Genomic DNA, 13676 nt, shown 5'->3' on the forward strand with positions numbered 1-13676 from the left:
TGCGTATAGTCTTCCCCAATAATGGCAAAGACGTAGCGCTCGGTATCAAGGCCTTTAAAGCCAAAATTCAAAACCAAAGCATCGTGAACATAATGTCTCACAGGTAAAAACAAAAACCTAACAAACTGAAAAACAAGGACACAGGACTTACCTGTCATAATTCTAGGGCGAAACATACGTTTATATTTGGTTATTATTGTTTTATAAAAATGCGTAAATCCTTGTAGCTAGTCCAATCAGAGCGTCTCAATTTTATATCAAAGCGTATCAGTAAAACTCTTTTTTATCTTTTAATTGACTATTTTTAGTTCAACGTAATCAGTTTTGAAAAGAATAACCACCATACTCCTTTTATATATATCGCTAGCATGTATTAACGTGCAGGCACAATCGATCTATTTTAAAAATTATCAAACCCACGACGGTCTCTCCAATAGCACAGTCAAATGTATTACACAGGATGTTCAGGGTTTTCTATGGTTAGGGACAAGGAATGGTCTCAATCGCTTTGATGGCAATCAATTTAAGATATTTAGACACAATGCTTCAGACTCTACAAGTATCGGAAGTTCGTCCATTTTAAGTATTCTCACAGACAGTAAAGGAGTGCTATGGGTGGGAACCACACGCGGTACCTATTGTTACGATCCCATTAAAGAAAATTTTACACCCTTCAGGGGTGTACCAATCGGTGAAGTAAATGCCATACACGAATACGCCGGTTTTATCTGGTTACTTTCGAACGGAAAACTTTATCGCTATAATTCTTATACAACAGAAATAATTCCATTTGATCAGAACAAAAATACCATTGTAGCGATTACCAGCAGCAAAAAAGGCGGGTTGTGGACAACGGACAATAACAGTACCATACAGCGGTATCAGGTTAATACGAGCAAATTTGTCGAAGTTGACCTTAAAAAGATCGATCGAAAAGCATTGGCAAATACAAAAACCGTTTACGCCATCAATGATTCCCTATTGATGGTCGGGACAATCAATTCGGCTTATTTGTTTGATTTCAAAAACGGCCGGTTAAAAAATCTATTTGCAAGTCATTACCCCAATAAAGTCATCCAGGCAAACTGTATTATTCAACAAACGGAGTCAGTATACTGGATCGGAACAGAAACTGGAATATATACCTATGATATTCACACGGGTCAGAGCCAGCACATCAAAAAAGATCTGCTCAATCCATTTGCCATATCTGACAATGCTGTCCTGAATTTCTATCGGGACCGTGAAGACAATATCTGGTTTGGAACATTTTTCGGCGGCTTTAACCAATACAGCAACCAATTCGACAATTTCAAAAAATATCTATCCGGATTCGGAAAATCGGCCCTATCAGGCAATATTGTACACGATATCAAAAAAGATCGCTATGGAAATTTCTGGATAGGAACAGAAGATGGCGGCCTGAACAAAATTGATGCTCAAACACAACAGATTCAGCATTTCCTTGCCAATGGAAAAAAGGGAAGTATAGCGCATAACAATGTTCATGGCCTGGCAACAATCGGCGACGATCTTTGGGTAGGCTCCACAACACATGGACTAGACATTCTCGACGTAAAAACCGGAAAACTAAAAAAACACTATGACCGTATCGGCAAAGGCCCCTTACAAAGCAGCTTTGCCGTATGCCTGTATAAGTCGAAAGACAACAGCATGTTTGTCGGGACAGACCGCGCACTATACCGCTACAACAAAAATAGCGACAGTTTTGACCTCCTTCCTATTACCGCATGGATACAAGGCATTTATGAAGATGAATATGGTATACTTTGGATCAACACCTACGGTAGTGGGGTCTACCAATATAACCGCAGTTCGGGAGAAATTCAGCATCTGTTATCCGAACAAGGTAAACAAAATACACTTGTCAATAATTACGTCAACGGTCTATTTGAAGACAGCAAAAATAACTTGTGGTTTTGCACCGAAAGCGGCCTATCAAAATACCGTCGTGATGGGCGCTTCACCAATTATCTGACCGAATCCGGCTTACCTTCTAATCAGGTATTCAAGGTCCTGGAAGATGACAACAGGAGCATCTGGATATCTACTGGTGGTGGACTGGTCAGACTGGATGAAGGTGTCCCGCGTAGGGTCATCTATACATCGAGAGACGGGCTTCCTGCAGATCAGTTTAATTATAATTCGGCTTACAAAGATAGCGACGGGACTTTATATTTCGGAACGATTAAAGGAATGGTTAGCTTCAACCCTACAAAATCCATTAAGAACAGCTTTATTCCACCTATATTCATCAGCGGCATTCAGATTAACAATGTGAGCGTACCGGTTCGTGAAAATGGCATACTGAAAGAATCCATCTCCCTATCAGAAGAGATCCGACTGACCTACGACAATTCCAATATTAGCTTCAATATCGCCGCCTTGAGCTTTGTTTCCCCAAAGAGCAATCCTTATCGTTATATCATGGAAGGTTACGATAAAGACTGGACCGATATTACAGGCAACCAAAAAATCTATTACAATAAACTTCCTCCGGGCACTTATACGTTTAAGTTCAGAGGTGCAAATAACAACAGCGTCTGGAATCCGGATGAAAAAAAACTGCTCATCATCGTTTCGCCACCCTGGTGGCAGTCAGGTTGGGCATACTTACTTTATTTTTTGAGCTTCGGCACCATTGCACTGCTCGTATTACGGTATTATTTTCTCCTTATAAAGGCCAACAACGCCCAAAAGATGGATAGTTATGAACGAAAAAAAGAACAGGAAATATATAACCTCAAGCTGGAATTCTTCACCAACCTGGCCCACGAAATTCGTACGCCACTCACGCTGATCAAAATGCCCCTTGAGAAAATAATCAATAACCATAAATTTACCGATCGCGACACAGCCAAAGACCTTGCTCTGATTGAAAAAAACACGGCGCGATTAATTCGCCTCACCAACCAATTACTGGATTTTAGAAAAGCAGAAACCAACAATATGAGCCTTATTTTTACTAAAACGGATATTAATGCCCTCCTATCCGAAGTATTTCACGATTTAAATTATCTCGCAAAAGATAAACAGCTGCACTATGACCTCAGTCTCCCGCGTATCAGTCTCACGGCTTATGTGGATGAGGAAGCCCTTCGAAAAATATTTACCAACCTGATTCACAACGCTATCAAATATGCGGATCAAGAAGTCTATGTCAAACTCCTCCCTTTTAATAGCGATGATATTATGTTCAATATCGAGTTTAAGAATGATGGTGAGCTCATTCCCTTTGAGAAAAGAGAGAAAATATTTGAACCATTTTATCGCTTAAATGAATCCGATAAAGATACGGGGACGGGCATTGGTCTTCCTTTATCTCGCTCTTTGGTCGAATTGCACCAAGGAAACTTATCCCTTGTACATCTGGAGGAAAACCGCAATATATTCCTGCTATCGATCCCTATTTTTCAGGAACAATCGCTCGACATCAAATCTTTTCAGGAAGATAACGACGATCATGTATTGAATGATAAATCCGATGAACAGGAGGAAGAAAAGCCGGTGATTCTGCTCGTCGAGGATAATAAAGAAATACTGGCCTACCTCAATAAAGAATTGAAAACCAGCTACACTGTTATACGGGCAGGGAACGGTGCCGAGGCCCTCGAAATATTAGACCAAGAGAATGTACAACTTGTACTAACAGATATTATGATGCCCATTATGGATGGTCTGGCGCTATGCAAACGCATCAAAACAGATATTCTGTATAGCCATATTCCCGTTATTTTTCTAACGGCAAAAAATGCGCTGGATTCAAAAATTCAGGGATTAAAAAATGGTGCCGATGCCTATATCGAAAAACCCTTTTCGCTTGAATTCCTCATGGTACAGATACGCAACATCCTCAAAAACCGTAAAATTATCAAGAATTACCTAACCAATTCTTCCAGCTCCAATTTAATGGATATTAACGTTTCAGCACCCGACAAAGATTTTATCAGTCAGCTGAATACGGTTATTTATGAGAATATTTCAACGATAGATCTCAATGTGGATGAACTGGCCAAATTGATGCATATGAGCCGTCCAACCCTTTACCGTAAAATCAAAGGACTATCCGACCTCACGCCCAATGAATTGATCAATATTTCACGATTGAAAAAGGCGGCAGAACTACTCACCCAAAAAGAATATAACATCACCCAGGTATCAACGATGGTCGGTTATACCGTACAATCCAATTTTTCAAGGGACTTTCATAAGCACTATGGCATGTCGCCAAGCAGCTATATTCTTGAAAACAGCAAGTGATGAACACCAGTTCTAGTACCAGGAAGAATATTATTCCGATGGCGTAAAAACTGTTCCCGAGATGCCGAAAGAATATAGGCACTTGATAAAGAAAGAAATAGCCCCTAGGTAAAGAAAGAATCGGGGACAAATACAAGGAACTCGAAAATCTTATTGAAAGACGCTAGTGAAGAAAAAAAAACGTAGACGTAGCGGGTTTAGCCTACGTCTACGATAATGGCATGAACTTAATTCTTACTCTTTGGAACAAAGAATGCCGCCAGCAACATAAATATGCCGGCCAACAACAAGCCATAAATGGATTGGCTATGAAAAAAATATTTGATGATCATTCCGCCAAAAAATCCACACACAATCTGAGGTAGGGTAATGAAAAAATTAAATAGCCCCATATAAACTCCCATTTTACCCGTAGGCAAATGATCGCTCAAAATTGCATAAGGCATTGCCAAAATGCTTCCCCAAGCGATACCAATACCGATCATAGGAAGAATCAGTAGATTGGCATCTTTAATCAGAAATAATGAAATTAACGAAAGCCCACCAATGGAAAGCCCAAGAGCATGCGTTTTTCCACGCCCAAAATGTTTAGCTATCCGCGGAATAAACAAGGCATACAAGGCCGAGACTCCATTGTAAATACCAAAAAGCACACCTACCCAATTGGCAGCCTCCATATAGAGATCCTGCCGATTTCCTTCCCGCAGGTAAAAAACCGAATCAGCAATAGCAGGAGTTGTATACACCCACATCATAAAAAGGGCAAACCAGGAGAAAAACTGGACCCAGCCCAATTTGCGCATGATCAATGGCATCTTACCGATATCACTAACGATAGAACGCAAACCAAACTTTGGTGCCGCATCCTGTTCAATAGCAACCGCATCCGAAAAAGTCTGAAGCGCTGTTGGTGAGTACTCTTTTGTTTTGAACACAGACCATAACACCGTTAGAAGCAGGACAAAACCGCCTACATAAAAGGAGTAGATAACATTACTCGGTACTTGCCCGGCTTCAGAAGTTCCTGCTACATGAAAATACTTCGTCAACATAAAGGGAAGTAGCGAGCCAAGAACAGCGCCAATCCCGATTAAAAAGGTCTGTACCGAGAAGCCCAGACTCCGCTGACTGCTCGGCAGATTATCACCGATCAGCGCCCGAAAGGGCTCCATCGTCACATTGATGGAAGCATCCATAAACATCAATAAGCCGGCACCGATCCAAAGTGGCGCCAATAATGTTGTCAATAATGCCGCATTGGGCATTAAAAATAAAGTCAGGGTAGTCAACAGTGCCCCTACCAAAATATAAGGTCGCCGCCGGCCCAATCTATTCCAGGTTCGATCGCTATAATGGCCTATAATTGGCTGTACAATCATCCCCGTAATCGGAGCTGCAAGCCAAAAAAGTGAAAGATGCTCCACATCAGCACCAAATGTTTGGAGAATACGGGAGGCGTTGCCATTTTGCAGAGCAAAACCCATTTGTATCCCCAGAAATCCAAAACTCATATTGATGACCTGGCTAATGCTTAATTCAGGTTTATTTCCCATAATAGGCTATCAAAATTTAAGACAAAATACAATTTAATTACCATTTAACCCCTATTTTCAGCAGCATAAGATAGGTTCTTTCACTGCTGAAAACTAGGGTTTATCTCAGCTGAAGCACCTGTTTTTTGCTTTGCCCAGGCAGCACGAAAGCTTCGGTTGCCGTCTGGATATGGACTGCAGTATCACTGACATTTTCGATCGTATAACCATCGGCATCTACTGCAATCAGTAAAGTCGCTCCACGAAATAACACCCGGAATTTATATCCTTCCCATTCTTTGGGCAACATCGGATTTAAATACAATTGTCCGTCCTTAATCCGCATTCCTGCAAAGCCCTCTACGATTGTCATCCAGGTACCCGCCATCGACGTAATATGTAAACCGTCTTCGGTATCGTTATTGTAATCGTCCAGATCCAAACGTGAGGTGCGCAGATAGAATTCATACGCTTTTTCGGGCTTGTTCAATTTAGCGGCCAATATTGCATGTACGCAGGGAGACAGCGAACTTTCATGCACCGTAAAAGGCTCATAGAATTCATAATGTCGACCTAGGGTCTCCAGGTCAAATTGATCCTCAAGGAAGTAAAAACCTTGCAATACATCGGCCTGTTTGATATAACAGGAACGCAGAATCCTATCCCAACTCCAATGCTGGTTAATAGGGCGATGCGATGGATCAAGTTCTGCCACAGGAATCAGCTCTTTGTCCAAAAAGCCATCTTGCTGCAAATACACATTCCGTTGCGCATCAAAAGGATAATACATGTTATCGACAATGTGCTGCCATTTTTGTTGTTCTCCCGATGCTACGGCCAACTTCGCTTTCAGTACGTCAGCATTCCCGTCGCTCAGCTGAGCCAGCTTTTTTAAACAGTCCAGTGTATATTGCAGACACCATGAAGCAATACGATTGGTGTACCAGTTATTGTTTACGTTGTTTTCATACTCGTTTGGTCCCGTCACGCCCAACATAACATATTGCTGGCGATCGGCACTCCAATTGACACGCTGTGCCCAGAAACGGCTTATCGCAACCAAAACCTCCAATCCATGTGACCAGATATAATCATGATCTCCGGTGTAACGGACATAATTATAGATCGCAAATGCTATAGCTCCATTGCGATGAATTTCCTCAAATGTAATCTCCCATTCATTATGGCATTCCTCACCATTAATCGTAACCATGGGATAGAGTGCAGCGCCCCGATTAAAGCCGAGTTTAGCGGCATTTTCGATTGCCTTTTCCAATTGCTGATGACGATAAATCAACAAATTACGGGCAATCTTTGGTGACTGTGTTGCGAGATAAAATGGAATACAATATGCTTCGGTATCCCAATACGTAACACCACCATATTTTTCACCTGTAAAACCTTTCGGACCAATATTGAGGCGCTCATCTTCGCCGGTATAAGTCTGGTTAAGCTGGAAAATATTGTAGCGTATTGCCTGCTGTGCTGCGACATCACCACTAATTTCAATATCACTTTCTGCCCAGATCACTTGCCAGGCTGCTGCCTGTCGAGCCGTTAACTGCTCATAACTCAGCACATTCAATTGGTGTAGATTAACCGAAGCAGCCTCTTTTAGCTGAGCCGGCAGGTGATTCTGCGAGGTGACAATGGCAACGCGCTTCTCAACACGACAAATTTGAGATTCGGCAAGATCCGTCTGATAGATCTCTGTCATACAGCCCGGACTTGCGACGGTATCTTGCACTTCCACGACCGCTGTTGGACCAGTTACGCTCGTTGTAAGCATGGCATAGACTTCAAACCCCGTTTTCTTAGTGCGCGCTACCACAAAGGTATTTTCACCATCCCTACCTTGCGCTGTACTTTCCCAAAATTGCTCGTCATAGTTACTATCACGGTTAACGACTTCAGCATTTAACTGCGACCTGATCTCCAATGCAATTGGACCAGAAAGCGCCTGGATGTTATACTGCAATGAAGCTGTTTCGGAAGCAAACAGATGATACATCCGGCTTGCTTCTACCTTAAGCTGTGCTCCGTCTGGCATTTCCACGACAAAACTGCGGTACAAAACGCCATGCTGCATATCCAGTCGGCGCTCAAAAGATTTGACCGTAACTTTGTTCAGATCCAGCACCTGCCCATTGACCAAAATATGCAGGCCTATCCAATCGATGGAATTGATAACCTTGGCGAAATATTCCGGATACCCATTTTTCCACCAGCCTACACGTGTTTTGTCCGGATAATAAATACCGGCCAAATACGACCCTTGCAAGGATTTCCCGCTGAATTCTTCTTCAAAATTAGCCCTCTGCCCCATCCGACCATTACCAATAGCGAAGATACTTTCCGAAAATTCATTATGTTCGGGGCGAAATGTATCTTCGATAATTTGCCAAGGGTTATGTTTGATATATGTTTTCATCTTTTTATTTTTTTCACCGCATGCTCGGAATCGAAGGCAAATAAATGATTGCCCTATTTACCGATACCATCTACTGCATGCTTTCCGCTATTGAATTTCTCCTAAATTTTAAAATTTATCGACTAAGGTCCCTAAATCTGCTACGACCAAATCCGCTCCCTTGAGATGTACCTCCAGGCCTACACCTATTACCTGCATACCGGCTGCCCGTGCTGCATCTATTCCAGCCTGCGCATCTTCCAGCACCAGGCAGTGGGCCGGCACAATCTCCAGAACCTCAGCCCCCTTAAGGAAAACTTCCGGGTTGGGTTTAGAAAGCTGCACTACATTCCCATCGATCAGCGCGTCGAAATAGGGTATAATTCCGGTTTTTTCAAGGATACCCATTGCATTCTTGCTGGCCGAACCAAGTCCAATCTTAATTCCCTTTTCCTGTAGCTTTTTTAAAAGTTCCAAACTACCGGAAAGCAAGTGGTCAGGACTCAGCTGTTCAATCAACTCCAGGTACCATTGGTTTTTAAGCACCAGTAAATCCGCTTTTTCAGCTTCGGACTTTTCCACCCCGGCCCATTTTAAAATAAGCTCCAGGGATTCGATCCGGCTGACACCTTTCAGCTGCTCATTGTCAACAATGGAAAACGAATAGCCCAAGTCTTCGGCCAATCTATGCCAAGCTTCAAAATGGTAGATTGCCGTATCCACCAACACACCGTCCAAATCAAATATTACGGCTTTTACAGTAGTATAATTAATCATTGAAAAATGAATTCTATAGAATTTTAAATTGTATTAAAACTTAAGCTCCAACACTTTAGTCTCATAAGCTTCCAGTTTCAAGGTATTGTCAGCTGGAGCGGTTTCCTGTTTTTGGATAATATCAACATAGGATCTGACCCTGCTGTTTCTTTCCTTAAAACGATCCAGTTTGATCTCTTTCGTCGAATCATTGCAATTCATCACGACCATAACCGTCTGTTGCTCGTTGTAGCGGAAATACACATACACACCATCTTCGGGCACATACTGCATCGTTTTACCAACCTGTAATACAGCATGTTGTTTACGATAATTGGCTAGCGTTTGAACAAAAGTCCACATATCCTGCTCTGCTTTAGTCCTTCCGTCTGCGGTAAACTTGTTCAGTTTGTCACCCGCGAAACCACCCTGGAAGTCTTCCCGTAGCAAGCCATCTGGATTTGAGAAATTCTTCATCAGAATTTCAGCCCCGTAGTACAATTGTGGGATGCCCCTTGTTGTCATAAGCCAAGCCATTGCCGATTTATATTTCTGCACATTTTCACCGACAACGGAGAAAAAACGATCTTTATCGTGGTTATCCAAAAAAAGCACATTTTGCTCGGGATGTGGGTACAGAAAGTCTGAAGCGAGGGTTGAATACAATTTATTGGCTCCGGCGGTCCATTCTGTCTTTTGGTTGAGTGCATCACCTATGGCATAATTAAGCTGAAAATCCGTGACACCCATCAGCTTGGAATCGACATCCTGGCCAACTCGTTTTCCACCCAGAAAATAGGCCTGGTTCCCCACACCATGTACCCATGTTTCACCAAAAAAGGTGAATTTTGGATACTCCTGCAGAATGCGATCTGTCCATTTGGCCATAAAATCAAGATCATTGTATGGATAGGTATCAATTCGGAATCCATCTATTGCCGCAGTCTCTATCCACCAGATATGGCTTTGGGTCAGATAATTTTGAACGTATGGGTTTTGTTCGTTCATATCGGGCATTGTGGGAACAAACCAGCCTTTGACCATTTTCTTTTTGTCATCTGCCGAGGCATAAGGATCAAAAACTGTCTGGTCTTTGTAAGATGTCTGCGTATAGGTAGGCCATTCATTGAGCCAGTCGGCCATCGGCTTGTCTTTTACCGTCCAATGATAACTTCCGATATGATTGGGCACCACATCAAAAATCAGTTTCATCTGACGTTTATGCAGCTGTTCACCCAATTGGACATAGGTATCGTTGCTACCAAAACGGGGATCAATATGATAGGTTTCGGTGTTGGCATAACCATGATATGAAGCCTGGAGCATGTCATTGGTCAACACAGGAGTCAACCACAATGATGTCACCCCAAGATCTTGTAGGTAATCCAGCTTTCCGATAATACCTTCCAGATCACCGCCATGACGCAGATACATCGAGTCTCGGTTTAAACTCATATCCAACATGCCTTTCACCTGATCATTTCCTTTGTTTCCATTGGCAAAACGATCGGGCATAATCAGGTAGATCAAATCAGCACTGTTCACTCCCTGTGCTTTTACTTCTTGATCCCTTTGCTTCAACTCATAACGATAGGTTAGTTTTTTCTTTCCTTGGCTAAAGGTAAAAGTTGACCATCCTGGTTTGGCCGAAGCAGCCACCTTGACATCCAAAAACAGGTAGTTGGGATTTTCTACGCGATTGACTTTGACAAGTTCTATCCCTTTGTCCTCCACCTGTACCTCGCTTTTCCCTATCTGAGGTCCATACACAACAAGCTGCAAGGTCGGATTTTCCATTCCTACCCACCAGTTTAAAGGTTCTACGCGTTGGATGGATTGCCCCATTAGGGGGCTCCATCCAAGCACCGTTAGTGCCACGAATACTGTGGTAATCTTTTTATTTCGTTTAAACATCGTTTTTTATTTCTTCGTCAACGTATATGTATTTGCATTGAAATCCACGACGATATCATACGTACCGGCATTGGCAACCGCGATATTGGCCCCGCCGGCAATCAGACTGCCGTTAGCTCCGCCGAAATTCGTTCCCCAATCGTGGTTTTTACGGAATTTGATATCGCCTGCAGTCAAACTCACCGTGAGCTTCCATACCTGATTGGCATTGTCGAATTTCATATCCGTATCGGCATCCCAGCCCTTAGGCGTGGCACTACCAATAATGCCCCAATTGTGATCTTTAAATGAAATGGTATTTGCTGTCGTATTGACTTCTATTTCCAGATTTCCTGCACGGGGAGCCTTTATATTTCCACCGCCATTAAAAGCGAGTTTACCATCTGCAGCCTGTCCATAGGAATTTGCCCAATTGCGCTCTGTCGTAATCTTAAATTCCGAATTCGTTTCCGGAAAGGAGATAATGCCCGTATAGATGCCGTTGCTTGTTGGGGAGACTATCGATTCAGCAGTGGCCGGATCCCATCCCTGATAAGCTCCCGGAACATACAAATAGCTGGTCGAAGCAAAAGGGATTGCTTTAAGACTAGCTAACGCAGAAAACACCACCGTAATTTTAGTATTGATACTCGATTTGAGGCGTACATCAAAGTCCGAAGCCGTTCCCGTCGGAACACCAAGAGAAAGTAAATAGCTGTTCAATTCATAGCCTGTAAATCCAAGGCTTGTCCGACCGTTGGGAATGACAACTTCTTTTACTGTTTTAAAATTGTCTCCTTTAAGTGCAAACTGCAGGACGTTGGTTACTGCGGCCTGAAAACCAAAGTCAGGCTGAATCATATTGAGGTGCAGTACGGTATCCTTTGCGTTATCTTTTGACAAGGTTACATTCGTTTTATCGAGGCTTAAAGTTGCAGGCTTTATGCTCTCCCCGCTAGCCAATATAGCGCGCGTCTCGTCTTTTTTACAACTTTGGAACGCCACTATAAATAGCAGCATGATTCCGATATAGTGTCTAATTTTCATCTGTTTAATTTTTGTTTTCAATAGCTGATGAAAGCCCAGGTAACTGACCATTCGAACAATAGATATTGCCCGGTTTCATCTGTCAACAATTGTCTTATTACAGGTAAGGCTACATTGACCGGAAGAGACTCGCCGTTCTTCCTGTCTGATGCTGATTAATTATAGCCTGGATTCTGTACAAGATTGGAGTTCGCAATAATATCCGAAGCAGGAAGTGGGAACAGCGTCCTATACCCGGCAACTGCCTGACCTGCAAGCACACCACCTTTAAAAGGCCAGAGGTAATTATCACCCGTAAATTTGCCATAGCGGATTAAATCCGAACGTCTAAATCCTTCCCAGTATAATTCTTTCACACGCTCATTGAGAATATCATCCAAAGAAAGATTCGTTAAGTTCCCACTGTTGTTTCCATAGGCACGTACACGCAGTTTATTGACATAGTCCAGCGCCTTGGCCAAGCTGCCGCCAGAGCCGCCACGCAGGGTAGCCTCAGCATAGATCAAGTTCATCTCTGCCAAACGAATCAACGGGAAATCCACCGAAGCAACGAAACCTTCAGCTGCCGGAGGAGCAGTTTTTCCGTCCTTGTTCACATTGCGGAATTTGGTAACCGCCAGCCCTTGCTTATAGACAGCGATATCCTCAATTTTCACGCTTGTATTTAAGTGAAACATTGCCCTCTTGTCCGTTGCTCCGCTGTAGTCACCGAAAATCGTTGCGATATTGTCACGTGTCCGATTTCCGGCCCAACCGCCACCGGGTACACCGAAAGAAGTGGGATCCATGGTTGCGTCGATGGCTGCATTGATCAGATAAGTTGTACCACCCTTGCTCTGTGTTTTGGTACCATCATAAGGCAGATAAAAAATAAATTCGGGGTTGTTCATATCATTATCCGCGTAGAAGAGCTCCCGATAATTTGTTCCCAAACTATAGCCCGAGTTCAGTACTTTTTCTGCGTATGTAATCGCTTCGGTATATTTCTTATTACCAGCACCCAGGTAAACTTCTGCGTTGAGGTATAAACGAGCTAACAGCCCCCATGCCGCAACTTGATCTACACGACCATATACATTCTGTTTGGCACCTTTTAGCTGGCCTGCAACTTCCAACAGCTCTTTCTCTACATAAGCAAAAAGTTCAGGTCGTTTGATCTGAGGCGGCGATACTTTTCCGACAGGAGTTTCTTCGGTTACAAATGGTGGATTTCCAAACAAATCAAGCAGCACCCAATAATTATAAGCACGTAAGAATCTTGCTTCGGCACGATAATAAGCGATTTCTTTTTTATCGGCATCTGAAATACCGCGTTCGGCCAATTTAGCATCTGTACTTTCTCTTAAAAATTCATTGACAAGTGTGGCACTATAGACACAGCGGGTATAAAGACCGCGCAGCATGGGATTGCTATCGTCAAAATCGAGGTAATCCAGTCCGCTAATCCCCGAATCATTGAGCCAGGCACAGGCGGCCTCATCAGTCGTAAGTTCCTGTGCGTTCCAAAAGAGGCGTAAAAAATCCGATGTACCGGCATCCAATCCTCCCAGATCAGAGTTATTCGGCCCCGATGTACTCGTTAAGGTCAATGATCCATATAATCTTGCGAAAGATGAGGTATAGCCTTTAAAATCTTTGTAGGCCACATCTGCAGTTACGTCGTTGGTCGGTTTTAGATCCAAATCCTTATGGCAGCTGCTCAGTGCTATAGCCAGCAAGCATACACCTATATATTTATTTAATTTTTTCATTGTTAT

7 protein-coding genes are annotated in these 13676 nt (G+C 42.9%); 1 reads left to right on the forward strand and 6 read right to left on the reverse strand.

All coding sequences use genetic code 11. From position 1 onward, the window contains the following. Positions 1 to 324 precede the first annotated feature (324 nt). Entirely contained in the window at positions 325 to 4281 is a 3957-nt protein-coding gene (locus tag GVK91_RS13300; RefSeq protein WP_235032924.1) for a two-component regulator propeller domain-containing protein, read from the forward strand. Positions 4282 to 4508: 227 nt separating this feature from the next. Here the strand turns inward: GVK91_RS13300 and GVK91_RS13305 are convergent, their stop codons facing one another. The 6 genes from GVK91_RS13305 to GVK91_RS13330 form a co-directional block, all read right to left on the reverse strand. Beyond that, positions 4509 to 5834 carry an MFS transporter gene (locus tag GVK91_RS13305; protein WP_159729279.1) on the reverse strand — a complete coding sequence of 442 codons (1326 nt, stop codon included), beginning with the start codon at positions 5832 to 5834 and terminating at the stop codon, positions 4509 to 4511. 100 nt (positions 5835 to 5934) lie between these two features. Then, positions 5935 to 8244: a family 65 glycosyl hydrolase domain-containing protein gene (locus tag GVK91_RS13310; RefSeq protein WP_159729281.1), complete on the reverse strand. Its 2310-nt coding sequence runs from the start codon at positions 8242 to 8244 to the stop codon at positions 5935 to 5937. A 108-nt stretch (positions 8245 to 8352) separates the two neighbouring features. Next, on the reverse strand, positions 8353 to 9000 hold the full coding sequence (pgmB, locus tag GVK91_RS13315; RefSeq protein WP_153845047.1) for a beta-phosphoglucomutase: 648 nt from the start codon (positions 8998 to 9000) through the stop codon (positions 8353 to 8355). A gap of 33 nt (positions 9001 to 9033) precedes the next feature. After that, complete coding sequence (locus GVK91_RS13320; protein WP_159729283.1) at positions 9034 to 10893, reverse strand: glycoside hydrolase family 13 protein; 1860 nt, start codon at positions 10891 to 10893, stop codon at positions 9034 to 9036. Positions 10894 to 10899: 6 nt separating this feature from the next. After that, complete coding sequence (locus GVK91_RS13325; protein WP_159729285.1) at positions 10900 to 11919, reverse strand: SusE domain-containing protein; 1020 nt, start codon at positions 11917 to 11919, stop codon at positions 10900 to 10902. 155 nt (positions 11920 to 12074) lie between these two features. Continuing rightward, positions 12075 to 13670, reverse strand: a complete 1596-nt coding sequence (locus GVK91_RS13330; protein WP_153845050.1) for a RagB/SusD family nutrient uptake outer membrane protein — start codon at positions 13668 to 13670, stop codon at positions 12075 to 12077. Between the last annotated feature and the right edge of the window lie 6 nt (positions 13671 to 13676).

This window comes from Sphingobacterium sp. 18053 (assembly GCF_902706145.1).
In the GTDB taxonomy this organism is placed as follows: domain Bacteria; phylum Bacteroidota; class Bacteroidia; order Sphingobacteriales; family Sphingobacteriaceae; genus Sphingobacterium; species Sphingobacterium paramultivorum.

Bases quoted from the DNA above. Each gene is read 5' to 3' on its own strand.
- GVK91_RS13310 (WP_159729281.1), bottom strand. From the start codon at position 8,244: ATGAAAACATATATCAAACATAACCCTTGGCAAATTATCGAAGATACA.
- GVK91_RS13325 (WP_159729285.1), bottom strand. From the start codon at position 11,919: ATGAAAATTAGACACTATATCGGAATCATGCTGCTATTTATAGTGGCG.
- pgmB (WP_153845047.1), bottom strand. From the start codon at position 9,000: ATGATTAATTATACTACTGTAAAAGCCGTAATATTTGATTTGGACGGT.
- GVK91_RS13305 (WP_159729279.1), bottom strand. From the start codon at position 5,834: ATGGGAAATAAACCTGAATTAAGCATTAGCCAGGTCATCAATATGAGT.
- GVK91_RS13330 (WP_153845050.1), bottom strand. From the start codon at position 13,670: ATGAAAAAATTAAATAAATATATAGGTGTATGCTTGCTGGCTATAGCA.
- GVK91_RS13320 (WP_159729283.1), bottom strand. From the start codon at position 10,893: ATGTTTAAACGAAATAAAAAGATTACCACAGTATTCGTGGCACTAACG.